At 62.8% G+C, this 22,217-nt stretch carries 22 protein-coding genes; 18 read left to right on the top strand and 4 right to left on the bottom strand.

Annotation, left to right across the window (positions count from 1 at the left end; genetic code table 11):
- Positions 1–8 precede the first annotated feature (8 nt).
- The 6 genes from ehuD to doeB are packed head-to-tail and all read left to right on the top strand — an operon-like array spanning position 9 to position 5,704.
- On the top strand, positions 9–668 hold the full coding sequence (ehuD, locus tag AC0L18_RS03915; RefSeq protein WP_091600368.1) for an ectoine/hydroxyectoine ABC transporter permease subunit EhuD: 660 nt from the start codon (positions 9–11) through the stop codon (positions 666–668).
- 34 nt (positions 669–702) lie between these two features.
- The gene (eutA, locus tag AC0L18_RS03910; protein WP_473490703.1) at positions 703–1,482 is read left to right on the top strand and encodes an ectoine utilization protein EutA; all 780 of its coding nucleotides are present in this window, start codon (positions 703–705) and stop codon (positions 1,480–1,482) included.
- A 4-nt stretch (positions 1,483–1,486) separates the two neighbouring features.
- Positions 1,487–2,479: a hydroxyectoine utilization dehydratase EutB gene (eutB, locus tag AC0L18_RS03905; protein ID WP_473490702.1), complete on the top strand. Its 993-nt coding sequence runs from the start codon at positions 1,487–1,489 to the stop codon at positions 2,477–2,479.
- Positions 2,476–3,468: an ectoine utilization protein EutC gene (gene eutC / locus AC0L18_RS03900; RefSeq protein WP_473490701.1), complete on the top strand. Its 993-nt coding sequence runs from the start codon at positions 2,476–2,478 to the stop codon at positions 3,466–3,468. Before eutB ends, eutC begins: the two co-directional genes overlap by 4 nt.
- A gap of 38 nt (positions 3,469–3,506) precedes the next feature.
- Entirely contained in the window at positions 3,507–4,697 is a 1,191-nt protein-coding gene (gene doeA / locus AC0L18_RS03895) for an ectoine hydrolase DoeA (RefSeq protein ID WP_473490700.1), read from the top strand.
- A 5-nt stretch (positions 4,698–4,702) separates the two neighbouring features.
- Positions 4,703–5,704 carry a N(2)-acetyl-L-2,4-diaminobutanoate deacetylase DoeB gene (gene doeB, locus AC0L18_RS03890; protein WP_473490699.1) on the top strand — a complete coding sequence of 334 codons (1,002 nt, stop codon included), beginning with the start codon at positions 4,703–4,705 and terminating at the stop codon, positions 5,702–5,704.
- 32 nt (positions 5,705–5,736) lie between these two features.
- Here the strand turns inward: doeB and AC0L18_RS03885 are convergent, their stop codons facing one another.
- Complete coding sequence (locus AC0L18_RS03885) at positions 5,737–6,405, bottom strand: phytochelatin synthase family protein (protein ID WP_473490698.1); 669 nt, start codon at positions 6,403–6,405, stop codon at positions 5,737–5,739.
- Positions 6,406–7,292: 887 nt separating this feature from the next.
- Here AC0L18_RS03885 and AC0L18_RS03880 point away from each other — a divergent pair.
- From AC0L18_RS03880 to AC0L18_RS03870, 3 genes are read left to right on the top strand one after another with little or no spacing between them, the layout of a single operon-like run.
- Entirely contained in the window at positions 7,293–8,360 is a 1,068-nt protein-coding gene (locus tag AC0L18_RS03880; protein WP_473490697.1) for a type III polyketide synthase, read from the top strand.
- Entirely contained in the window at positions 8,357–9,070 is a 714-nt protein-coding gene (locus tag AC0L18_RS03875; RefSeq protein ID WP_473490696.1) for a methyltransferase domain-containing protein, read from the top strand. The genes AC0L18_RS03880 and AC0L18_RS03875 overlap by 4 nt, the downstream gene beginning before the upstream one ends.
- Positions 9,067–10,356, top strand: coding sequence for an NAD(P)/FAD-dependent oxidoreductase (locus tag AC0L18_RS03870; RefSeq protein WP_473490695.1), 1,290 nt, complete (start codon positions 9,067–9,069; stop codon positions 10,354–10,356). Before AC0L18_RS03875 ends, AC0L18_RS03870 begins: the two co-directional genes overlap by 4 nt.
- 59 nt (positions 10,357–10,415) lie before the next feature.
- On the opposite strand, the gene AC0L18_RS03865 is transcribed toward AC0L18_RS03870, so the two are convergent.
- Complete coding sequence (locus AC0L18_RS03865; RefSeq protein WP_473490694.1) at positions 10,416–10,715, bottom strand: hypothetical protein; 300 nt, start codon at positions 10,713–10,715, stop codon at positions 10,416–10,418.
- Between the two features lie 57 nt (positions 10,716–10,772).
- Between AC0L18_RS03865 and AC0L18_RS03860 the strand changes: the two genes are divergently transcribed.
- Complete coding sequence (locus AC0L18_RS03860; protein WP_473490693.1) at positions 10,773–11,051, top strand: hypothetical protein; 279 nt, start codon at positions 10,773–10,775, stop codon at positions 11,049–11,051.
- 10 nt (positions 11,052–11,061) lie between these two features.
- Here the strand turns inward: AC0L18_RS03860 and AC0L18_RS03855 are convergent, their stop codons facing one another.
- The gene (locus tag AC0L18_RS03855) at positions 11,062–11,325 is read right to left on the bottom strand and encodes a hypothetical protein (RefSeq protein ID WP_077374179.1); all 264 of its coding nucleotides are present in this window, start codon (positions 11,323–11,325) and stop codon (positions 11,062–11,064) included.
- 272 nt (positions 11,326–11,597) lie between these two features.
- Here AC0L18_RS03855 and AC0L18_RS03850 point away from each other — a divergent pair, with 272 nt between their 5' ends.
- Positions 11,598–13,037 carry an FAD-binding oxidoreductase gene (locus tag AC0L18_RS03850; protein ID WP_473490692.1) on the top strand — a complete coding sequence of 480 codons (1,440 nt, stop codon included), beginning with the start codon at positions 11,598–11,600 and terminating at the stop codon, positions 13,035–13,037.
- 154 nt (positions 13,038–13,191) lie between these two features.
- Here the strand turns inward: AC0L18_RS03850 and AC0L18_RS03845 are convergent, their stop codons facing one another.
- Positions 13,192–13,614: a hypothetical protein gene (locus AC0L18_RS03845; RefSeq protein WP_473490691.1), complete on the bottom strand. Its 423-nt coding sequence runs from the start codon at positions 13,612–13,614 to the stop codon at positions 13,192–13,194.
- Between the two features lie 502 nt (positions 13,615–14,116).
- Here AC0L18_RS03845 and AC0L18_RS03840 point away from each other — a divergent pair.
- From AC0L18_RS03840 to AC0L18_RS03810, 7 genes are all read left to right on the top strand, one after another.
- Positions 14,117–15,613, top strand: coding sequence for a DUF2778 domain-containing protein (locus AC0L18_RS03840; RefSeq protein WP_473490690.1), 1,497 nt, complete (start codon positions 14,117–14,119; stop codon positions 15,611–15,613).
- Positions 15,614–15,811: 198 nt separating this feature from the next.
- On the top strand, positions 15,812–16,597 hold the full coding sequence (locus tag AC0L18_RS03835; RefSeq protein ID WP_473490689.1) for a ThuA domain-containing protein: 786 nt from the start codon (positions 15,812–15,814) through the stop codon (positions 16,595–16,597).
- Between the two features lie 78 nt (positions 16,598–16,675).
- Positions 16,676–17,743 (top strand): Gfo/Idh/MocA family protein, encoded by a 1,068-nt coding sequence (locus AC0L18_RS03830; RefSeq protein WP_473490688.1) that lies wholly within the window; start codon positions 16,676–16,678, stop codon positions 17,741–17,743.
- A gap of 12 nt (positions 17,744–17,755) precedes the next feature.
- On the top strand, positions 17,756–18,157 hold the full coding sequence (locus AC0L18_RS03825; protein ID WP_473490687.1) for a GFA family protein: 402 nt from the start codon (positions 17,756–17,758) through the stop codon (positions 18,155–18,157).
- A gap of 120 nt (positions 18,158–18,277) precedes the next feature.
- Positions 18,278–19,105, top strand: coding sequence for an N-formylglutamate amidohydrolase (locus tag AC0L18_RS03820; RefSeq protein ID WP_473490921.1), 828 nt, complete (start codon positions 18,278–18,280; stop codon positions 19,103–19,105).
- Positions 19,102–20,970, top strand: coding sequence for a flavohemoglobin expression-modulating QEGLA motif protein (locus tag AC0L18_RS03815; RefSeq protein ID WP_473490686.1), 1,869 nt, complete (start codon positions 19,102–19,104; stop codon positions 20,968–20,970). Before AC0L18_RS03820 ends, AC0L18_RS03815 begins: the two co-directional genes overlap by 4 nt.
- A 14-nt stretch (positions 20,971–20,984) precedes the next feature.
- On the top strand, positions 20,985–22,031 hold the full coding sequence (locus AC0L18_RS03810) for a glutathione synthetase (protein WP_473490685.1): 1,047 nt from the start codon (positions 20,985–20,987) through the stop codon (positions 22,029–22,031).
- The last annotated feature ends 186 nt before the right edge of the window (positions 22,032–22,217 follow it).

The following is a 22,217-nucleotide window of genomic DNA, read 5'->3' as shown; positions in this document are numbered from 1 at the left end:
GCCTCGTAATGGAGTGGGATTGGAATTTCGTCTGGGAGATCATGCCGACCCTGATCGAGGGCGTCAAGATCACCATCCTGGCGACGCTGCTCGGCTCGGTCCTGGCCGCGATCGTGGGGTTGGCCATCGCGCTGGCGCGGCGCTCGCCGAACAAGGGCTTGTCGCGCAGCGTCGGCTTCCTCGCCGAGTTCATCCGCGGCACGCCGCTTTTGGTGCAGCTGTATTTCATCTTCTACGTGCTGCCGGACATCGGTATCCTGCTGCCGCCGCTGGTGGCGGGCGTCATCGGCCTCGGGCTGCATTACGGCACCTACACGGCCGAGGTCTATCGCGCCGGCATCGACAATGTGCCGCGCGGTCAGTGGGAAGCCGCCAAAGCCTGCAATCTCAACGCCAGGCAGACCTGGACCCACATCATCATGCCGCAGGCTATCCCGCCGATGATCCCGGCGCTTGCCAACTATTTTATCGCCATGTTCAAGGAGACGCCGCTGCTTTCGGCGATCACCGTGCTGGAACTGATGAACCAGGCCAAGAGCGTCGCCAACACCTATTACCGCTATGTCGAGCCGATGACCTTGGTCGGCGCCTTCTTCCTCGTCATCAGCCTGTTCTCGGTCGTGCTGCTGCGCTGGCTGGAACGCCGCTACGGGCGCATTGAAAAATGACAGTTCCTTCGACCAAACCGTTGGCAAGGAGCGCATGGTGACCGCTCCAGTCGACATCCGCTTGCACTCGACACGGCCGGCGCTCGACGCGCGTCCGCTGGAAAAGCGCGTCGGCCTGATCATCCTTGCCACCGACCATACGACCGAACCGGATTTTCGCCGCATGGTGGCAGGCGACCGGATCGGCGTCTATGTCGCGCGCATCCCCTATGCCAATCCGACGACGCCGGACAATTTGCGCAAGATGCAGCCGTCGCTGACGGCGGGCGCCGCGCTCATCCTGCCCGATGAGCCGCTCGACGCGGTCTGTTATTCCTGCACCTCAGCCTCGGTCGTCATCGGCGATGCCGAGATCGAGGCGGCGGTGCAGGCGGCCAAGCCCGGCGTACCCGTGGTTACGCCGCCGATGGCAGGGGTGCGCGGCTTAAAAGCGCTGGGCGCCAGGACGATCAGTATTCTCACTCCTTATACTGTCGAGACCAGCCGGCCGATGGCCGCCTATTTCGCGGCGCACGGTTTCGAGATCGCCAGTTTTACCTGTCTCGGCTTCGACGACGACCGCGAGATGGCGCGGATTGCACCGGCTACGCTGGTCGATCTGGCGCGCGAGGCGACCGACGCGCAAGCGGACGCACTGTTCGTCTCCTGCACGGCGCTGCGGGCAGCACTTGCCGTCGTCGGCATGGAGGAGGCGATCGGCCGCCCGGTGGTGACCAGCAATCAGGCAACCGCCTGGAACTGCCTGCGGCTTTGCGGCGACGAGGAGCGGCGCGCCGAATTCGGCCGTCTGATGACGCTGCCTTTGGGACAATGAGGCCATGACACCTGCGCCCATCACCCTTGCCGATATCCGCGCCGCCCGCGATCGCATCGCCGGCAAGGTCGAGCGCACGCCGACCGTGCTTTCCCCGAATCTTTCCGGGCACTTGGGCGCGCCTGTTTATCTCAAGCTCGAACATCGGCAGACCACCGGCAGCTTCAAGCTGCGTGGCGCCTCGAACGCCATCGCGTCGCTGGACGCCGAGGAGAAGGCGCGCGGCGTGGTCGCCGCCTCGACCGGCAATCACGGCCGGGCGCTGGCTCATGCGGCAAAGCTTGAAGGCATGCGCGCGACGATCTGCATGTCGCGACTGGTGCCGCAGAACAAGCTCGACGAAATCCGCCGGCTCGGCGCCGAGATCCGCATCGTCGGCAACAGCCAGGACGATGCGCAGCAGGAGGTCGACCGGCTGGTCGCGGAAGACGGTCTGATCATGCTGCCGCCCTTCGACCATCCCGATATCATCGCCGGGCAAGGCACGCTTGGGCTGGAAATCATCGAGCAGGTTGCGGACGCTGCCCTGGTGCTGGTGCCGCTGTCCGGCGGCGGGCTGGCGGCGGGTGTCGCCGCTGCCGTGAAGGGCGTCAGCCCCGGCACGAAGGTCATCGGCGTTTCGATGGCGCGGGGCGCGGCGATGAAGGCAAGCCTCGATGCCGGACATCCGGTTTTGGTCGAGGAACTGCCGACGCTGGCGGACTCGCTCGGCGGCGGCGTCGGCCTCGACAACCGGCTGACCTTCTCGATGTGCTGCGACCTGCTCGACGATGTTATCCTGCTCAGCGAGGACGAGATCGCCGCCGGCATCCGCCACGCCTATGAACAGGAGCGCGAGATCGTCGAAGGCGCCGGCGCGGTTTGCATCGCCGCCGTGCTTGCCGGCAAGGTCAGGGCGAGCGGCCCCACTGTGCTCATTCTGTCGGGCCGCAATATCGACATGACGCTGCACCGGAAAGTCATTTGTGGCGAAGCATTTAAGGAGAGCGCCGCATGAGCCGGATGACGATACTGACCGAAGCCGAATTGCGCGCGATCGTGAAGCTCGATCTCGATGCCGTCGCCTGCGTCGAAAATGCGTTCCGCGCGCTTGCCACCTTGCCGGTGGCGATGCCGCCGATCCTGCGGCTCGACATTCCCGAGCATCGCGGCGAGGTCGACGTCAAAACCGCCTATGTGCCTGGCATCGACGGTTTTGCCATCAAGATCAGTCCCGGCTTCTTCGACAATCCGAAGCTCGGCCTGCCCAGCGTCAACGGCATGATGGTGCTGCTGTCGTCAAAAACCGGGCTGGTCGAGGCGCTGCTGCTCGACAACGGTTATTTGACCGATGTCCGCACGGCGGCGGCCGGAGCGGTCGCAGCGAAACATCTTTCGCGAGCCGACGCTTCGATCGCCGCGATCTTCGGCGCCGGCGTCCAGGCTGGACTGCAGCTCGAGGCGCTTATGCTGGTGCGGCCGATCGCTGAAGCGCGGATCTGGGCGAGGGATGCCGCCAAGGCCGAAGCCGCAGCGGATGCATTGCGCGAAAAACTGGGCATCGTCGTGCACGCTGAACCCGACGCGGCAAAGGCGGCGGCCGGCGCCGACATCATCGTCACCACGACGCCGTCGACCGAACCGCTGATCAAGGCCGGCTTCGTCTCCGCCGGTCAGCACATCACCGCGATGGGCTCGGACGCCGAGCACAAGAACGAGATCGCGCCGGCGATCCTGCGCATGGCCGATCTCTACGTCGCCGACAGCGCCAAGCAGACGCGGCTGCTTGGCGAACTGCATCATGCCATCGCGACGGGGGTGATGGCAGCCGATGCCGAGATCACAGAACTCGGCCAGATCATCGCCGGCGAAAGACACGGCCGCCGCTCGGCCAGCGACATCACCCTCGCCGACCTCACCGGCACCGGCGTGCAGGACACCGCGATCGCCACGCTCGCCCGCGATCGTGCCCAGGCGGCCAACACCGGGACAATTTTCGAAAGCTGATATCGGCCGCAAGGCCCAACAAACGAGGACCAAGAACAATGCAGCCCAATTTGAAATTCTCGCGCGGCGAATATGCGGATCGCCTCGCCAAGACTCGCAAGGCCATGGCAGCCAAGGGCGTCGATCTGCTTGTTGTCAGCGATCCGTCCAATATGGCCTGGCTGACCGGCTATGATGGCTGGTCGTTCTATGTGCACCAGGCCGTCATCGTGCCGCCGTCGGGCGAACCGGTGTGGTACGGGCGCGGCCAGGACGCCAACGGCGCCAAGCGCACCGCCTATCTCGCGCACGACAACATCGTCGGCTATGCCGACCATTATGTGCAGTCGACCGAACGCCACCCGATGGATTTTCTGTCGCAGGTGCTGGCCGATCGCGGCTGGGGCAAGCTCAGCATCGGCGTCGAGATGGACAATTACTGGTTCTCGGCCGCTGCCTTCGCGTCGCTGCAGAAACATCTGCCCAATGCCCGCTTCGTCGACGCCACGGCACTCGTCAACTGGCAGCGCGCGGTGAAGAGCCCGACCGAGATCGATTACATGCGCAAGGCAGCCCGCATCGTCGAAGCGATGCACCAGCGCATCGTCGACAAGATCGAAGTCGGCATGCGCAAATGCGACCTGGTCGCCGAGATCTATGATGCCGGCACGCGCGGCGTCGACGGGCCAGAGGGAAAGATTGGCGGCGACTACCCGGCGATCGTGCCGCTGCTGCCGTCGGGCGCCGATGCGTCGGCGCCGCATCTGACCTGGGACGACCGGCCGATGAAGTCGGGCGAGGGCACCTTCTTCGAGATCGCCGGCTGCTACAACCGCTACCATTGTCCGCTTTCGCGGACTGTGTTCCTCGGCAAGCCGACGCAGGAATTCCTCGATGCCGAAAAGGCGACGCTGGAAGGCATGGAGGCCGGGCTTGCGGCGGCAAAGCCCGGCAATACATGCGAGGACATCGCCAACGCCTTCTTCGCGGTGCTGAAGAGATACGGCATCGTCAAGGACAACCGCACCGGCTATCCGATCGGGCTTTCCTATCCGCCGGACTGGGGCGAGCGCACGATGAGCCTGCGCCCCGGCGACCGCACCGAACTGAAGCCCGGCATGACCTTCCATTTCATGACCGGCCTGTGGCTGGAGACGATGGGGCTGGAGATCACCGAATCCATCCTGATCACCGAGACCGGCGTCGAGTGCCTGGCCAATGTGCCGCGCAAGCTGGTGGTGAAGAATTGAGCCCGATGTCCAGCCTTCGCCCATCGCCGATCACGCCGACTGTCGATCTCGACCGCGACGGCGTGCAGCACGGCTTCCTGCGCCTGCCGTACAGCCGTGACGATTCCGCCTGGGGATCGGTGATGATCCCGATCTGCGTGATCCGCAACGGCAGCGGGCCAAGCGCATTGCTCACCGGCGGCAATCATGGCGACGAATATGAGGGGCCGCTGGCGCTCTACGATCTCGCCCGCACGCTCGATCCCAAGCAAGTCAGCGGCACGGTGATCATCGTGCCGGCAATGAACTATCCGGCGTTCCGCGCCGGCACCCGCACCTCGCCGATCGACAAGGGCAATCTGAACCGCAGCTTTCCCGGCCGGCCCGACGGCACGGTGACCGAGAAGATCGCGGACTATTTTCAACGAGAGTTGCTCCCCCGCGCAGACATCGCGCTCGACTTCCACTCCGGCGGCAAGACGCTCGACTTCGTGCCGTTCTGCGCCGCCCATATCCGGCCCGACAAGGAGTTGGAGGCGAAAGGGTTCGCGGCCGTCGAAGCGTTCTCGGCACCGTGGTCGATGAAGATGCTGGAGATCGATGCGGTCGGCATGTTCGACACTGCCGCCGAAGAGATGGGCAAGCTGTTCATCACCACAGAGCTTGGCGGCGGTGGGACTGCCCGCGCGGAAACGGTGCGGATCGCCCGTCGCGGCGTGCTCAATGTGCTGCGCCATGCCGGCATCGTCGCCGGTGCGGTCGAGATGCAGCCGACCCGCTGGCTGGACATGCCGTCGGGCGATTGCTTCTCGTTTGCCGAGGACGACGGGATGATCGAAACGATGATCGATCTCGGCGAGCCTGTCGAACAGGGCCAGGTCCTGGCGCGCATCCACTCCATTGGCCGCACCGGTGCCGCACCTCAGGAGATCAGGGCAAGGATGTCGGGTCTACTGGCTGCCCGCCATTTCCCCGGACTGGTCAAGGCGGGCGACTGCACCGCCGTGGTTGCCGTGCTGGTCGATTGAAGGCGAGGCAATCGACACTGCTTGCGACCATGCTACTCGATCAGCAGCAGGCCGCGTTTCTTGTCGCCATCGCTATCGATTGTGTCCATGGCTGAGAACAGGCGCACTCGCTCGACCAGCCAGGGCTTGTAGTCCTCGTTTACATCGAGGACGAAAACCATGTCCTCGGCCTCCAGATATCCTCCGACCGGGGAAAAATGGCCAGCGCCGGCGCCGAAAATCTTCTCACGGGTAAAGTTGACGATGTAACGGCGGCCGGGATCGTTGGTGCGCTTCATGTGCTCGCGAAATGCATCGGCGCTCAGATCCCGAAGCACGGAGACTTTCCGCTTGGTGTTCGTTCGAGCGACCTCGGCAAGCTCGTCCAGCGTGAGCCCGATGATGCAAAAGCCGGTCCAGCACTTTCCGGTTCCAGCGAGGACTTCGGCTTCGGTTGTCTCCTCCTCGCCGATGGAGCGGAATGTGTTGGCGACACTTGCCGGGCCACACCTTGATCCGTTTGATTGCCATGTAACGTCGGCATTGAACGTGGCAGCCACGGGCAGCTTCCAGGCGCTGTCGATCAATTCAGCGGTGCGGGTAACCGACGACTGGATCGCGTCTTGTGAAACCCTGGACTGGCCGGCAATCAAAAGTGCGGCGCCGCCCAGCACGCCGACGACGGCGATCACAATCACAGCGAAAGCGAGACTGCGCTTCATTGCTGAATCTCGGAGCAGGCAGCAACAGGAGAATGAAGAAAAGGCACAGCAACGTCAATCGGCGCCGCACCCGGCCAGTCGCGATCTGGTCCGGCAGCAACTGAAGCCGGCCGCTTGCCAAGCGGGCTGCCACCGGTCATCGCCGTGAGCGCTGCGTCTGGGAGAGTATGGATCAGGCAAGGAACTTCGCCGGTGAAAGAGCGGGGTCGTTTCGCTAGCGCCAATAGCTGCTGCGCCTGCAAACCTCAGGCTTCCAGAGACGACCCAAATTACGACTTGCTCGGCGTAGGCGTCGCTAAAGGCGCACCTAACGAAGGCCAAGGAAGCTGAGTATCGCAATTACGATTACGACGGCCCCGACCAGCCAGATGATATTGTTCATGACAGCTCTCCTTTATCTTTGCCGCGAGCCTGTGGCGGCTCGCGATAATTATGGCGAACGCCCTCACGGCGTTCTCGTTCCAAACTGAGCCTAAGCCGCCAATTACTCTTTGGACCGGAGGCCCGCGCCTCTGGAGGAGCGCGGGCCGACCGGGATCCCGGTCCAGCAGCCAACATCCGGGAGATATTCGCTGTCACCCTACAATCGTTAGTATGCGCTAATGTTCCATCGCTCAGAAAAATACCGCGCCTACCGAGGGCCGGAAGCGATGGCGCCTCGGCCCGAAGCGCGGGCACTTCTGTGGACTCCTCGGTAATGGTGCCTATGTTCCTAATGCTGGCGAACCGCAGCATCGCCTGGCAACAGCAAAGGTGGGATGAAATCAGTTCTCAGAAACGTTCATCAGCAACACTCAATGTCTGCTGCCCGACACCTGGTGCCGATGACCAAACAACCTCCGGCGGTGGTCCAAAAAATGCCGAGCGCGACGCCGAGGAGAGCGAATATGCCCGCCAAAGCGTATATTAACCGGATCGCGACAGTGGTGCCGGAGCACGAGGTTCATCAATTCTATCTGCGTTTCGCCGCCTCCATGCTTGCGGCCGATCGCCGAAGAATTTTCGAACGCATGGTTGACGTTTCCGGCATCGAGCACCGCTATTCCTGCTTTGCACCTGCCGGCGACCCCGAAGGACCATCAGCAGATCTGGCCGGGAGGTTCATCCGGGGCGCTTTCCCTGGAACGGCCGAGAGAATGGCAATGTTCTGTCATGCCGCACCTGTTCTCGCGCAAAAAGCCGTCGACGGATTGGAGCTTGGTGGCGGCGCTTCCCGCATCACCCATCTCATCGTCACCACCTGCACCGGTTTTTCAGCGCCGGGCATCGACCTGGAGCTGGTTGCGCGATGCGGCCTGCCGGACACGGTCGAACGCACGATGATCGGTTTCATGGGCTGCTACGCGGCGATCAACGGCCTCAAGCTTGCCCGCCACATCGTCCGCTCCGACCCGCAGGCCAGGGTCCTGCTGGTCAATATCGAACTCTGCACGATGCATCTGCGGGAAACCAGCGAACTGGAAAAGCTGCTGTCGTTCTGCCTCTGGGGCGATGGCTGTGCGGCTGCGCTCGTCACCGCCGAGCCGCACGGCATCGAGCTCGAAAGCTTCTACGGCATCGTGGCGGACGCGCGGCGGGATCTGATGAGCTGGAGCATTAGTAACCACGGCTTCGAAATGGTTCTTTCCGGCCAGGTCCCGGCAGCAATCCATGACGCGTTGCGGAGCAATCACGACGCCATCCTCGGCGGTCGGCCGACCGAGGCGATCGATCTCTGGGCCGTGCACCCGGGGGGACGTTCGGTGCTCGACGCCGTCGAACGGGCCCTGGAACTCGCGCCCACCGCGCTGGAGCCTTCGCGCGAGGTGTTGCGCCGATATGGAAACATGTCGTCGGCGACCGTCATGTTCGTGATGAAAGAGATGTTGAAGGCGCCACCAGGCATGCTCGGCTGCGGGATGTCGTTCGGACCCGGGCTGGCGGCCGAAACCATGCTTTTCCGAACGGCGTCATGAGCAGCCTGGAGCACCGCCAGCTTGCGCCGGAAATCCTCGACGGGCTTGCGGCCGACGATCCGCGAGCGCTTGCGGCGCGTCGTGACCTCCGCCGCATCAACGCGCTGATGTTTCAGGCCAGGATCATGGCGTCGCTGCTCAGGAAATTTGTGCCAGGGCCGCCGCGCCGGATTCTGGAGATCGGCGCCGGCGATGGCTCCTTCATGCTGGCGTTGGCGCGGCGCATGGCCGGGCATTGGCCTGGGGTCGAACTGGTAATGCTCGACCGCGTCGACCTCATCACCGCGCAATTGCGTGGCGATTTCGCCGGGCTGGGATGGACGGTCGAAGGCCTCACCGCCGATGTCTTCGACTGGGCGAGAAAGAATGAGGGCACGCGGTTCGACGCGATCACCGTCAATCTGTTTCTGCATCATTTCGACGATGCCGGGCTCGTGCGTCTGTTTTCGCTGATGGCGCCCAAGGCCCCGCTGCTGTTGGCGACAGAGCCGTTGCGGACCAAACTGGCATTGGCCGCGACCCGTCTTCTCCCGGCGATCGGCGCCAATGACGTCACACGAAACGACGCGGCTCAAAGCGTGCGTGCCGGCTTTCGCGGCAACGAGCTTTCCGGTCTCTGGCTCGCGGCAAACGGCAAACCGGTCGAGGAACGGCGCGCCGGCCTTTTTTCCCACATTTTCGTCGGCACCAGCGCCGGTCATGACCTATGACTCGATTGTCGACCCATGACGCGATCGTCATAGGCGCCGGCCCGGCGGGCACGTCCGTCGCGCTGACGCTGGCCCGGCGCGGATGGGCCGTGGCTATTGTGGAAAAGAGCGTGTTCCCGCGCCGCAAGGTCTGCGGCGAATATATATCGGCAAGCAATCTTGCGCTTCTGGACCAGCTGGAGATCGGCGAAGCGTGGCGTGCCAATGCCGGCCCCGAAATCCGCCGCGTCGGCTTGTTTTCCGGCGAGACCTGCGCCGAGGCGGCAATGCCTCCTGCAAAAGACGGGGCTCCTGCAAAAGACTGGCCTCCTGCAAAAGATGGGCCTCCTGCAAAAGATGGGCCTCCTGCAAAAGATAGGCCCCGCGAGAAAAAAGGTGGTTTCGGCCGGGCGCTTGGCCGGGATATTTTCGACTGTCTGCTTTTGCAGGCGGCGCGAGCGGCGGGCGTCGAAATCTTTCAGCCTTGCCGCGCCGTCGCCATCGACCCAGATGGCGAGGCGCAATTGGTGGGAATTCAAGCCGGAAGCGAAACGACGATGTTGCGCGCGCCGGTGATTGTCGCCGCACACGGCTCCTGGGAGCCAGGACCGCTGCCCAGCCAGCTCGGAAAGACCAACCGCCCTTCGGACCTGTTCGGCTTCAAGGCGCATTTCACCGGGTCGTCCCTGGCGCCTGATTTGATGCCGTTGCTGGTGTTTCCTGGCGGTTATGGCGGCATGGTTTCGGCGGATCATGGCCGGCTGTCGATCTCGTGCTGCATTCGGCGCGATATGCTCGCACGGTTGCGCAGACACCCCAGACACCAGAGCCATTTGTCGGCCGCCGAGGCGGTCTCCCGTCATCTGATGGATTCATGCCGGGGAGTGAGGGATGTGCTAGAGTCTGCTGACGCCGACGGGCCTTGGCTTGCCGCAGGTCCGATCCGGCCGGGAATTCGCTCCTGCTACGAACGCGACATCTTTCGCGTCGGCAATGCGGCCGGAGAGTCTCACCCTGTCATCGCCGAGGGCATCTCGATGGCGCTTCAGTCCGGGTGGCTGCTGGCCTGCGAACTCTCATGCGCGCCAAGCGGCAGTGCAGGGCGCGAGACGGCCGGCAGACGCTACGAGGCGGCCTGGAAAAGCCTGTTTTCGACACGGCTCTACGCCGCCGCCGCAGTTGCCGCGATTGCCGTTAGTCCAGGCAACGCAACCTGGATGGCGGCGATTGTACGGAATTTCCCGCAGGCGCTAACCTTAGGCGCGCAACTGAGCGGGAAGACAAAGCCGGTTCCCGGCTTTGTCTGACAGGTGGTGCGGCGCGTTCGTCCGCTCCCAAGCGTAGTCGCGACCTCAACAGCGCTAGCTCACTTGGGGCAATTCTCCATGTCCGCAGTTGCAGTGCCACTGGCGGAGTTTGTATTCGCATCGGCGCCTGCGGTTTCCTTGCACCGATCACCCATGCCGTCGCCGCCGTCGGTTGTTGAACCGGTTACGTTCGGATCGGCAGGAGTTGCATTATCGGTGCCGGGAGCCATGGTGCCAGTGCCTGTCCCGGTGGCCGCTCCCGGATCGGTGGTGCCGGATCCAGTGCCGTCTGATTGCGCCATCGCGGAAGTGGCAAGGGCGATGCTGAGTACGGTTGCAGAAAAAATTTTTTTCATCATGGTCGGTCTCCATTAGAGCTGCATCGCTGGTTGCGATGATTATCCAACGAGCGTTTTTTGGAGTTGTTCCGTCAGACAGAAATCGTGATCGACGGTCGGGCCGAAGGTAAATCCACGCAGCAATGCTGGCGAAACAGCGCCATCTTTTTTCGGTTTCGATGGAACAACATCCGCCGGCAGCGGTTGGAAGCGCAGTCGTTCTACTCCAGCGACTGTGACAGCCGTTCGCACGGCATTCGGACAAAGGCCCGGCGCTTCCTCCCCGCCGGGCCTTTTCTGTCGCTGGACGAACTTTCACGGAATTTGGCCGGAAGCGCCCGGCTGGCTGGGCTTTGATTGCTGCCGTTCACGGCTCGTCGATATCCTGCTTCGACGGGTTGCGCGAGATGGCGCGTTCCTCTTCGTCGTCCGGCAGCGCCTCGTCGCTCTCCTGGTACGGATTATCGTCGTCTTCCTCGGGCAGTTCAGCCTCCTTCTCGAGGTCGTAACGGATGTCGCCGTTTCCCGGCACGCTGTCTGGAAGGATTTTACTGCCTTTAATCGCGTCCCAATCCTGCTGTTCGATGGTCGGGCCTTCGGATGGATCGTCGGGTTTTCTGCGCGGTGCCATCAGAGCTCTCCTCTGCACTGGTTGCTCATATGCCTAACTCCGCGGACCGCTGCGTAGTTCCTCCGATCGAACCGACGAGATCGTCTGCAGCGATCCAGCACTCATCTCGGTTGGCCTGCCGGCGAGGCTTTTTACCTCAATAAGGGCTGACCGTTATGCGGGTTGCCCAATGCCGGCCAGCGAGCGATCATGAACTTGCGCGACTCCTAATATAAAGGCAGACTTGGAAACGGGTGGAGGGAAAACGGCTCAAAAACATCGGGAGGAAAGCCATGGATAGTATGAGCCTCACCACGCTTGAACGTGGCAAGACGACGGTCGATGCCGCGGCCCTGGAGGCGCTTTCGGTACAATTGCGTGGCACCGTGCTGCGGGAAGGCGACGCCGCCTATGACGAGGCACGCAGCGTCTGGAACGCCATGATCGACCGGCGGCCCGGGCTGATCGTGCGTTGCGCCGGTGCCGCCGACGTTATCGCCGCCGTCAATTTTGCCAGGGAAAACAGGCTGCTCGTCGCCGTTCGCGGCGGCGGCCACAACATCGCCGGCAGCGCCGTCTGCGACGGCGGCCTGATGATCGATCTGTCGCCGATGAAGTCGGTGCGGGTCGATCCGGCGACGCGGCGGGCATGGGTGGAACCTGGCGCGACACTCGCTGATGTCGACGCGGAGACACAGGCCTTCAGACTGGCGGTGCCGACCGGCATCAACTCGACCACCGGCATTTCGGGCCTGACGCTGGGCGGCGGCTTCGGCTGGATCACGCGGAAATTCGGCCTGACCATCGACAATCTTCTCTGCGCCGATGTGGTTACCGCCGACGGCAAGCTGCTGCGCGCCAGCCAGACCGAAAATCCGGACCTGTTCTGGGCGCTGCGCGGTGGCGGCGGCAATTTCGGCATCGTCACGGCTTTCGAGTTCAAGCTCCACCAAGTCGGTCCGCAGGTGCTGTCGGGGCTCGTCGTTCATCCCTTCGCCGATGCCGAAAACGTGTTGCGGGAATACCGAGCGGCGCTCGAAGCAGCGCCCAATGAGCTGTCCTGCTGGGTGGTCATGCGGCAGGCGCCGCCGCTGCCGTTCCTGCCGGCCGAATGGCATGGCAAGGAGGTGCTGGTCCTGGCCATGTGCTATTGCGGCGACCTTCAGGAGGGTGAGAAGGCGACACAGAGGCTTCGCGCCATCGGCACACCGATTGCAGACGTGGTCGGTCCCAACCCGTTCACCGGCTGGGAGCAGGCATTCGATCCGTTGCTGACGCCTGGCGCCCGCAATTACTGGAAGAGCCATGACTTCACCGAGCTTTCCGACAGCGCGATCGAGGTTGTCACGGCGGCGATACCCGGGCTTCCCGGCCCCGAATGCGAGATATTCTTTGCCCATATCGGCGGTGCCGCGGGCCGCGTGACAGCGGATGCAACGGCGTTTCCGCAACGCAGCGCGCACTACGTCATGAATGTCCACGCCCGCTGGCGCGAAGCGGAAATGGACCAGGCCTGCATCGACTGGGCACGGGGTCTCTATGAAGCAGCCAAGCCCTATGCCGCCGGCACGGCCTATGTGAACTTCATGCCCGGGGACGAGGTCGACAGGGTCGAAGCAGCCTATGGCGGCAACTATCGACGGCTTTTGGAAATCAAGCAGCGTTATGACCCGCTGAATCTGTTCCGCATGAACCAGAATTTGCGGCCGATGGAAGCGCAGCGTGCCGCATAGGCTGCGCAGGCATGACAAGGCCCGCGCCTCCGGCGGAGGACGCGGGCCTCATTTTTCGGGTCATGCGCTAGAGCGGTTCGCTGAACCGCTCTAGCTATTTGTTTTTTGCGCAATTCCGGGCGGAAAACCGTTGCACACTTTTCCTGGAATTGTTCTAGGCAGGTATCAAGATCGCAATGCGATGTACGCCGACCACGGCACTTGTGTTGGTGGAACCGTCGGTCTTGCCCTTGGCGCAAGTGTACATGTCGCCTTCTCTAAGTTTGAATTCCTTGTCCGCTTTCTTGATCGTGAATTCGCCGGCAGCGATCGTGCAGACCATGTCGTTGTCCATGACCTCTTCAGGAGCCACTGCTCCGGGCTGAAAGACAATGTCGACAATTGAGATGCTCTTGTAAGCGGGAATGTCGGAGGTCCCAGTGCCGACCTCCACCAGTCTGACGCCGGGCGCAATCTCCTTGCCTTCATTCGGGCCGTACTCCTTGGCCGTTGCGGATCTCGCCAAAGCGAATAGAGGCGCTACCGCGGCGGCAGTGACGCCGAGCGCTATTGCAGACCTGCGATTTATGGTTTCCATCGCATCCTCCCTTTTGTTGGTCGCCGCACAAATGTGCATGACTAAGGTATATTAGCACAAACGAATTTACCTGTAACGCAGCGCCGGCAACGCAGCCTGCGCGCAGACGATCACGGGTGATGCGACGCTTTCGAACTCGAAACAGCCTTTAACTGAGGCCCGCCCAGGCACGGCCTAGTCCTTTCGGTTTCTTGACTCGGCCGGCAAAAACGGGCAGCAAAGCCAGATACAGAGGGCATTTCCGCTATTTTCATAGTTTTGGAGGGAGCCTTTTTTGACATAGACCTTCGCCTGATCGGCGATCGGTAGAGGGATTGGTTAACCAAGTTTGTCCATCTTTTGATTCAATCGGCAACAGACGTGAAGCGTGCCGGGGGGCACCAGGCGACTGTGATTGTGACGGCTGCGAGCCCGCATGCCGCAAGGCCGATTGAGGTTTGGTTGTATGGCGTTGATGCGTTTGAATAACCGGGGTGACAATCCTGATAGTGGATTGCCCTCGATGAGGCCCGGACTGCGCTGGGTCGCGATTCCCGTTGTTGGCGCTGCGATCGCGCTGTGGTCGGCTGCAACCGTGGCCGGCCTCCATTCGGTGGGAACTTCGCTCACCGCCGCCTCCAACAGTCTTCCGCAAAACCTGCTCGCGCCGCGCTCAATGGCGCTCGCCGATCCCCGACACACACTTGCCAATTCACGGGCCAATTCGTGGGCGCCGTCAGTGGCAAGCCGGCAGCGTGAGGCGTCGCTGCTCGGCCGATGCAATGCCGGCTGCGCGCAGGCCGCCGCGAGCTTCGAGCATGAAGGCAAGGTAGGGCGTCTCAAGCCGTCAGCGCGGCCGGACGCTGTGCAGCTTGTCGCCGAAATCTCACCGCAATCGCGCTTCGACGGCGTGGTGGCGAAAGCGGCGCTGTCGCCGCAAAAGATTGCTGCTGCCTTTGCCCGCGCCTCCGGCGGGGCCGCGCCGTTTGCGGTCGTCAGTCTGCCGACGGACCAGCGCTTTGCGGAGCCGGTGCGCTTGGCCGATCAGCATGGTCCCGCATCCGTGCGCTTCGGGCCCGAGATTGCGGAAATCGACCGATCCTCCCGGCTGGCGCTGGCGCTTGCGAATGCATTGCCGGAAGCGATGATCGACGTGCTGCCGCAGGCGACGACGGCCGATCCTGCTGCCACGCGAGAGGGCGAGGTGCAGATGGCGTCGCTGCCGCCGCAGGACGCAATGCCCGGCAGCGTTCCCTTGCCGACTTGGCGTCCGCAGGCGGAAATCGACCAGTCAGACGAGGCGCCTGAGGTCAAGGCACCCGAGGTTAGGGCACCCAAGGCCAATGGGCCCAAGGTCCAGGCATCGAAGGCCGCCAAAGCCCAGTCTCAGCCATCCAAAGCCAACAGGATGGAGACCGCCGCCGCGCCGCAGGTCGAGATGCCCCGGGCGCCAGCCTTGTCGCCGAGGAGTTCGTCACCGGCGGCGAAACTAAGCATGCAAGAGGACATGCAGGGCAGCCCGGGCATGCAGGGCAGCCGGGGCAAGCCGGCCAAGCGGTCGAAGGCCGCAGACACGCTGGCCTATGCCAAACCCGACAGCCCGGCGGGCGGCGGCGGGGTCTTCGGCAACCTGTTCACCAAGCCCAGCAGCGGCGTCGCCGTCTACGACATTTCGGCGAAAACCGTCTATATGCCGGACGGCTCGCGGCTCGAGGCGCATTCGGGACTGGGCTCGATGGCCGACCAGCCTCGCTACGCCAACCGGAAGAATGCCGGCCCGACGCCGCCCCACACCTACGATCTGAGGCTGCGTGAATCGCGCTTCCATGGGGTGGAGGCGCTGCGTCTCACTCCTATCGACGGCAAGAACAAATTTGGCCGGGACGGCTTTCTTGCGCACACCTACCTGCTGCGCGGCCGCCGCGGGGAATCGAGCGGCTGCGTCGTCTTCAAGGACTACGCCAGCTTCCTCGCCGCGTTCAAGAAGGGCAAGATCAAACGCCTCGTCGTGCGCGGCTAGCCCGAGCCGGCGTGACATCCAATCTCCCCCCAAGTGGGGGAGATGTCCGGCAGGACAGATGGGGGCGCTATCCCGCCGACATCTCCGGAATTCCCCCCAATTGTCAGCAGCCAGCCTCGAAACCGTTTTCATTCCCGGCCGAGGATACTATGACTGACCTGACCGGGGCGGCGGCTTCGACCGATCAAGAGGAATGTCATGACGATACGCGCTGTCGTTTGGGGCGAGAATATCCATGAGCGGACCAATGAGGTGGTGGCGGGGATCTACCCCGAGGGCATGCATGCAACGATCGCCGACGCGCTGAAGCTCGACCCCGAAATTTCCGTATCGTGGGCGACGCTTGAGCAACCGGAGCATGGCCTGCCGGCCGACCGTCTGGCGCAAACCGATGTGCTCGTGTGGTGGGGACACAAGGACCATGGCGCTGTCGCCGACGAAGTCGTCGAGCGCGTGGCGCGCCGCGTCTGGCAAGGCATGGGGCTGATCGTGCTTCATTCCGGCCATTTCTCGAAGATCTTCAAGCAGCTGATGGGCACGCCCTGCACGCTGAAATGGCGCGAGGCCGGCGAGCGCGAGCGGCTCTGGGTGACGAGCCCAAGCCACCCGATCGCTGCCGGGATCGGCGAGTATTTCGAGCTTGAGAACGAGGAGATGTATGGCGAGCAGTTCGCCGTGCCGGAACCGCTGGAAACGGTTTTCATCTCCTGGTTCCAGGGCGGCGAAGTGTTCCGGTCGGGGCTGACCTATCGCCGCGGCGCCGGCAACATCTTCTATTTCAGGCCCGGCCACGAGACCTATCCGACCTATCACGACGCGAATGTCCAAACGGTGCTGCGCAATGCGGTGAAGTGGGCGCACAACCCGCAGGGCTCGAATCCAGCCATCCTCGATGCGCCGAACGTGCCGGTGGAAAAGGCGCTCGAGCCGGTCGTCGAGCGCGGCGGAAAGCTCCATGCCGCGGGCGAAGCCGGGTTTCGCTAGACCGCTATCGCGAAGCTTCAGTTCTGAAAAATCCATGATCGAACAAGAAGATAAGGCCTCATCCTAAGGATAAGAATCATGCGTCTCCTGATACTCGGCACCGGCTGGATGGCGGAGGAACACGCCAGGCAGTTCAGCAGGATCGAAGGCGTCGAACTGGTCGGCGCCGTCGATCTCGACCGCGCGCGTGTCGAAAAGTTTTCGGACAGCTACGCAATCCCCAACAGGTTCGCGTCGCTGGAAGACGCGCTCGCATGGGACAAGTTCGACGCGGTGGCGAACGTGACGCCAGACCGCATCCACCATCCGACCACCATGATGCTGATCGCGGCGGGCAAGCCGGTGCTGTGCGAGAAACCGCTGGCCGAAAATTACCAGCGGGCCAGTGAAATGGCCGATGCTGCCGAGCAAGCCGGCATCATCAACATGGTCAACCTGACCTATCGCAACGTCGCCCCGCTGCAGAAGGCGCGCACCATGGTGCTTGCCGGCGAGATCGGCCAGGTCAGGCATGTCGAAGCGTCCTATCTGCAGAGCTGGCTGGTCTCCAAGTTCTGGGGCGACTGGCGTACTGACCCGAAATGGCTGTGGCGGCTGTCACGCGGCCACGGCTCCAATGGCGTGCTGGGCGATGTCGGCATCCATATCCTCGATTTCGCCAGCTATGGCGCGGCGCTCGACATCGACCATGTGTTCTGCCGCCTCAGGTCCTTCGACAAGGCGCCCGGCAACCGGATCGGCGAGTACGAGCTCGACGCCAATGACAGCTTCACCATGGCGCTGGATTTCAGCAACGGCGCCTTCGGCGTCGTCCATGCCAGCCGCTGGGCAACCGGCCATCTCAACGAATTGCGGCTGCGCATCTATGGCGACAAGGGTGGTATCGAGGTCGTGCACAATCTGACCGACTCGGAACTGAAAGCGTGCATGGGCGAGGACATTGAGGACGCAAAATGGCAGGTTCTCGATGCCGGAACGGTGGCGACCAACTACCAGCGCTTCGTCGATGCGGTGCGAAACCGCGTCCAGGCCGAACCGTCGTTCCGCCATGCGGCCGAATTGCAGAAGGTGCTCGACCTTGCCGTCGTCTCCGACCAGAAGAGGGCTGAGCTCAGCGCCATGCCGAAACCCATTGATGTTCGCTGAAAGGGGCCAGCCATGGTCACGCGCCGCGCCCAATGTTCCTGCGGTCAGCTGTCAGCCACCTGTTCGGGCGAGCCTGTACGCGTCTCTGTCTGCCATTGCCTGGCTTGCAAGCGGCGCACCGGCAGCGCGTTCAGCTTCAATGCGCGGTTTGCGGAGAATGATGTGTCGGTCCAGGGACGAGCGGCGGAGTTCACGCGCGTTGGCGACGAAGGCGGCCGTGTCATCTACAGTTTCTGCCCGGATTGCGGCACCACTGTCCATTACCGGATCGATGTCCAGCCCGGTCTGATCGCCATTCCGGTGGGGGCTTTCGCCGACCCATCGTTCCCGCCGCCCTTCCTGTCCTTCTATCACGACAGCCGGCGCTGCGAGTGGGTCGAGGTCCACACTGAGCCTCTGGCGACGTTCGGCTGAACACCTTCGGCTGACGTTTTTGGACGGTTCAGCCTGCTGATCCAGGGCGAGCCAACGATCGCTTGTTCGATGAACTGGAACCGTCCACACTCTCCACGCATTCGATGGACTGTGAACACGATGACTTCCAACAATGATCCGGGCAACAATGATCCGGGTGGATCACCGGCAGGCTGGACGATCAAGCTCGGAGAGTCGCCTATAGTCGGTACAGCTATCCACAGCGGCACCGACGTTGGCAGGGCTTGTCGATCGCTCATGTGTCTCTCCGATCCCGACCGGCGTCGAGAAGAGGACCCGTTCACCGAGCGTTTCATCGCCGATTTTCCTACCCAGATCATCGTTCATCGGTCACGCTTCCAAGTGGATCTGAACCGTGCGCGAGACGCTGCGGTCTACCGGTCGCCGGACCAGTCCTGGGGCCTGAAAGTCTGGCGAGAGCAGCCGGACGAGGACATCGTTACGGAGTCTCTCTCCTTTCACGACGCCTTCTACAGTGAGCTGAACCGTGTCCTTGCCGGTATAGAAAAGCGCCATGGCAGGTTCGTTCTCATCGACGTCCATAGTTATAATCACCGGCGCGACGGACGGGAGGCTATGCCTACGTCCCGTGACGTCGCGCCCGACATCAACATCGGTACGTCTTCCATGGACCGCGAGCGCTGGGCACCGGTCGTCGACGCTTTAATCGAGACGCTTCGCGGCCAGCGTCTCAACGGCGAGCCAATCGATGTGCGCGAGAATGTGTCCTTCCAGGGCAAGGGCGAACAGACCCGTTTCGTCCATGCCAATTTTCCGGAAACCGGGTGTGCCATCGCCGTCGAGTTCAAGAAGATTTTCATGGACGAATGGAGTGGCGAACCCGACTGGGGAACAATCGAGCGGCTGCGCGCCATGCTGGCGTCTACGGTGCCCGTCCTGGAATCGGCGCTGCGGGCCATGCGATGAAGCCCAAGCTCGTTGAGCTCGCGCCTCTATTGGCGCAAATCGAATCGGACCTGGACGCGCTTTTGCGAGACGGCAAGCCAATCCGCCGCGATTTCGGCAATGGCAACCGTTTGCACATGGATCGGCCGCTGCCCTTTCTGTGTGTCCATGTTGGGTTGCATCAGGATGCGGCATTCCATGCCGTCTCCGCCAACGCGTCCTATCTGATCGCGGCCGACATCGGCCTCGCCCGCGAGGCCGCGCGGCTGGTGGTGCGAAGGCTGCGCGATCACTGCGGCGCCTTCCTCATGCTGGACATCGGCGAGTTGGCCGAAGACCGGTTCCTGACCGAGGATGTTCCGTTCCTGCCGCCCTTCGAGATTGCGCTGGCCTGCGGCGACACGGCGGCGGAGAAGGCGGCACTGAAGCGCTTCGCCACCGCTGCGTCCGCACGCGAAGCAAAATACCGCACGCCCCGCGTCGACGAACTCAACCCCACGACACGCGCCGAAGCACGGCTTCTGGATGATCTCGGTGATGCGGCGTGCTTGACGGTACGCTTCGCACCGATTTACCGGGTGCCTGGCACCAAGCGCGTCTACCCCGAACTCCACGACCTTGTCGTCGCCAACATGGTCGATTCCGCGCTTCAGGCCGTCAGCGCCTTCCTGAAGGCATCAAGGCTGGAACAGCCGGCAACCCATCGTTCGCTGGGGCGGCGCGCCTACATCGACGCAGTGGTGCGCGCTGATCGGGCGATCGACAACGTCGCGTCGACATTCGATTTCCTGCTTGCCGTCACACCGATCAATGCCGAACCAGCCTGGCTGGAATTCCAGGCAGGCGCCTTCGAGCGTGTGCCCGTACTGCTCTACAGGCCGCTCGAGTTCGAGGTCGCCGACCAGAAACGGAAGCTCTATTCGGTCTCGCTCGATCATCTGGAAGATCCGCTGCTGACCACGCTGCTCTCGCAAAAGCAGCAGGAACTCGATCTCCAGCTGTCGATGCTCGCGGCGCGCGAAACGCCTCGCTTCGTCGAACTCGGACGAGCTCTCTATGGTAGCGTCGAGCCGAGCCTGGCGGCGCGAGCACGCGCCATTCTCGAAAAGGCGCCTAGCGTTGCGTCGGCCACCCGGCAGAAGGGCCTGGGCGCCGACGCTGTCGCCGCGGCCGCGCGAGACATGATCGCCGGCTACCGGGCAGCCTATCCCGAATTTGATGCCTCCGTGGAGATCCGCGGCGACCTGCCGGCCGGCCTCCTCGTCTCTCGAAACCGGCTGCTGGTTTCACGCGATACCAACCTTCCACCGGAGCGTCTGACTGCGCTGCTCAGTCACGAGATCGGTGTCCATCTGCTGACCTATTTCAACGGCGATGCGCAGGGGCTCGCCATTTTCCGCAACGGACTCGCCGGCTATGAGGGCATGCAGGAGGGACTGGCCGTGCTGGCGGAATATCTGGTCGGCGGCATGACCGCAGCGCGGTTGAGGCTGATCGCGGCCAGGGTTATCGCCTGTCAGGCGATGCTCGACGGAGCAACATTCGAGGAGACCTTCCGCATCCTCCACAGGGATTTCGGTTTCGACGATCGCGGCGCCTTCAACGTCGTTCTGCGTGTCTATCGAGGCGGGGGCCTTGCAAAGGACGCCATCTATCTGCGGGGCATGGTGCAGATCCTCGATCATCTGAAGGACGGCGGCAGCCTCACGCCGTTCTGGATCGGCAAGATCTCCGCCGCGCACTTCGGAGCGATCCAGGAACTCAACGCGCGCGGCTTGCTGCGGGCGCCGCGCCTCGAGCCCGCGTTCCTCTCTTCCGACGCGGCGCGTCCGCGTCTCAAGAAAGCGATGGCGGGAATCGGTCCGATCGATATGGTTGAAACTTGAGCGGAGTCTCCTCGATGCGCATTGCGTTCTTTGTCAATTCCATTGAGAGCGAGACGCCCGCCTACACGACGACAGCGTTGGCGCTGGCCGCCGTCCAGCGCGGCCATTCCGTTGTCTATGTTGAACCAGGCGACTTCATATTGCGTCCGGATGACGGTCTGGCTGTCAGCATAGCGGTTCTGCCGGATGCTTCCTACAAGACGTCCGACAGACTGCATGCTGCCCTGAAGGATGCAGCGAAGCAGAAAAAGACTTTGGCGATAAGCGATATCGACATTGTGTTTCTGCGCAACGATCCATCGCTGGACGCCACCGATCGGCCATGGGCCGCCAACGCAGGCGTTATGTTCGGGCGGCTCGCGGCGGCTCGCGGCGCGATTGTCGTCAACGATCCGGATGGCCTGGGACAGGCGCAGAGCAAGCTCTACCTTCAGTCTTTTCCCGAGGCGGTCAGGCCGGCTACCCTGATATCGCGTAGCATTACCGAGATCCGCGCATTTATCGACAAACACTCGAAGGGCTGCATCGTCAAGCCACTCCAAGGATCGGGTGGCAAGAACGTCTTCCATATTGCAACGCCCACCGATTCCAACCTCAACCAGATTTTCGAAGCGGCCAGCGGTGACGGCTATCTCATCGCGCAGGTCTACATTCCGGAGGCCAAGGCTGGTGACGTGCGTCTTTTCCTGATGAACGGTCTGCCGCTGGTGCGCGACGGCAATTACGCAGCCTTTCGCCGCCTTCCAGCCAAGGGCGACGTCCGGTCCAATATCCATGCCGCCGGAACAGCCCGCAAAGTCAAGGTAACAGGCACGATGTTGGGCATTGCCGAGATGGTGCGCCCCAAATTGATCAATGACGGCATGTTTCTGGTTGGGCTTGACATCGTCGGGGACAAGCTTCTGGAGATCAACGTCTTCACGCCAGGCGGGCTGACACGGCTCGCCGTCATGTACAAGACGGATTTTGCCACAAGCGTCATCATTGCGCTGGAGGAGAAGCGGACGCTGCGGCAAGCCTATGGAACGGCCATGACAAATTCGCGGCTGGCAACGCTCTGAGGGATGCAGGCAGGCCGGCTAGCAGGCCAACTAGGACGGCAAGTGGGTTGAGGTTCGCACTGAGACTCTGGCGACATTCGGCTGAAGACGCCGGCCGGCTCTTTCCAGACTAGAGCGTTTCCAGATTTGACGGAATCGAGGGGATTCCAGATTTGTCTGTTTTGTGATTCAAGATGCTGGCTGGAG

It is taken from the genome of Mesorhizobium sp. WSM4819, from assembly GCF_055811215.1.
This window is presented reverse-complemented; position numbering and strand designations above follow the sequence as displayed.

What these genes read in the sequence shown, in the direction of transcription:
- ehuD (WP_091600368.1), top strand. Translation starts at nt 9, where the DNA reads ATGGAGTGGGATTGGAATTTCGTCTGGGAGATCATGCCGACCCTGATC.
- eutA (WP_473490703.1), top strand. Translation starts at nt 703, where the DNA reads ATGGTGACCGCTCCAGTCGACATCCGCTTGCACTCGACACGGCCGGCG.
- eutB (WP_473490702.1), top strand. Translation starts at nt 1,487, where the DNA reads ATGACACCTGCGCCCATCACCCTTGCCGATATCCGCGCCGCCCGCGAT.
- eutC (WP_473490701.1), top strand. Translation starts at nt 2,476, where the DNA reads ATGAGCCGGATGACGATACTGACCGAAGCCGAATTGCGCGCGATCGTG.
- doeA (WP_473490700.1), top strand. Translation starts at nt 3,507, where the DNA reads ATGCAGCCCAATTTGAAATTCTCGCGCGGCGAATATGCGGATCGCCTC.
- doeB (WP_473490699.1), top strand. Translation starts at nt 4,703, where the DNA reads ATGTCCAGCCTTCGCCCATCGCCGATCACGCCGACTGTCGATCTCGAC.
- AC0L18_RS03885 (WP_473490698.1), bottom strand. Translation starts at nt 6,405, where the DNA reads ATGAAGCGCAGTCTCGCTTTCGCTGTGATTGTGATCGCCGTCGTCGGC.
- AC0L18_RS03880 (WP_473490697.1), top strand. Translation starts at nt 7,293, where the DNA reads ATGCCCGCCAAAGCGTATATTAACCGGATCGCGACAGTGGTGCCGGAG.
- AC0L18_RS03875 (WP_473490696.1), top strand. Translation starts at nt 8,357, where the DNA reads ATGAGCAGCCTGGAGCACCGCCAGCTTGCGCCGGAAATCCTCGACGGG.
- AC0L18_RS03870 (WP_473490695.1), top strand. Translation starts at nt 9,067, where the DNA reads ATGACTCGATTGTCGACCCATGACGCGATCGTCATAGGCGCCGGCCCG.
- AC0L18_RS03865 (WP_473490694.1), bottom strand. Translation starts at nt 10,715, where the DNA reads ATGATGAAAAAAATTTTTTCTGCAACCGTACTCAGCATCGCCCTTGCC.
- AC0L18_RS03855 (WP_077374179.1), bottom strand. Translation starts at nt 11,325, where the DNA reads ATGGCACCGCGCAGAAAACCCGACGATCCATCCGAAGGCCCGACCATC.
- AC0L18_RS03850 (WP_473490692.1), top strand. Translation starts at nt 11,598, where the DNA reads ATGGATAGTATGAGCCTCACCACGCTTGAACGTGGCAAGACGACGGTC.
- AC0L18_RS03845 (WP_473490691.1), bottom strand. Translation starts at nt 13,614, where the DNA reads ATGGAAACCATAAATCGCAGGTCTGCAATAGCGCTCGGCGTCACTGCC.
- AC0L18_RS03840 (WP_473490690.1), top strand. Translation starts at nt 14,117, where the DNA reads ATGAGGCCCGGACTGCGCTGGGTCGCGATTCCCGTTGTTGGCGCTGCG.
- AC0L18_RS03835 (WP_473490689.1), top strand. Translation starts at nt 15,812, where the DNA reads ATGACGATACGCGCTGTCGTTTGGGGCGAGAATATCCATGAGCGGACC.
- AC0L18_RS03830 (WP_473490688.1), top strand. Translation starts at nt 16,676, where the DNA reads ATGCGTCTCCTGATACTCGGCACCGGCTGGATGGCGGAGGAACACGCC.
- AC0L18_RS03825 (WP_473490687.1), top strand. Translation starts at nt 17,756, where the DNA reads ATGGTCACGCGCCGCGCCCAATGTTCCTGCGGTCAGCTGTCAGCCACC.
- AC0L18_RS03820 (WP_473490921.1), top strand. Translation starts at nt 18,278, where the DNA reads ATGACTTCCAACAATGATCCGGGCAACAATGATCCGGGTGGATCACCG.
- AC0L18_RS03815 (WP_473490686.1), top strand. Translation starts at nt 19,102, where the DNA reads ATGAAGCCCAAGCTCGTTGAGCTCGCGCCTCTATTGGCGCAAATCGAA.
- AC0L18_RS03810 (WP_473490685.1), top strand. Translation starts at nt 20,985, where the DNA reads ATGCGCATTGCGTTCTTTGTCAATTCCATTGAGAGCGAGACGCCCGCC.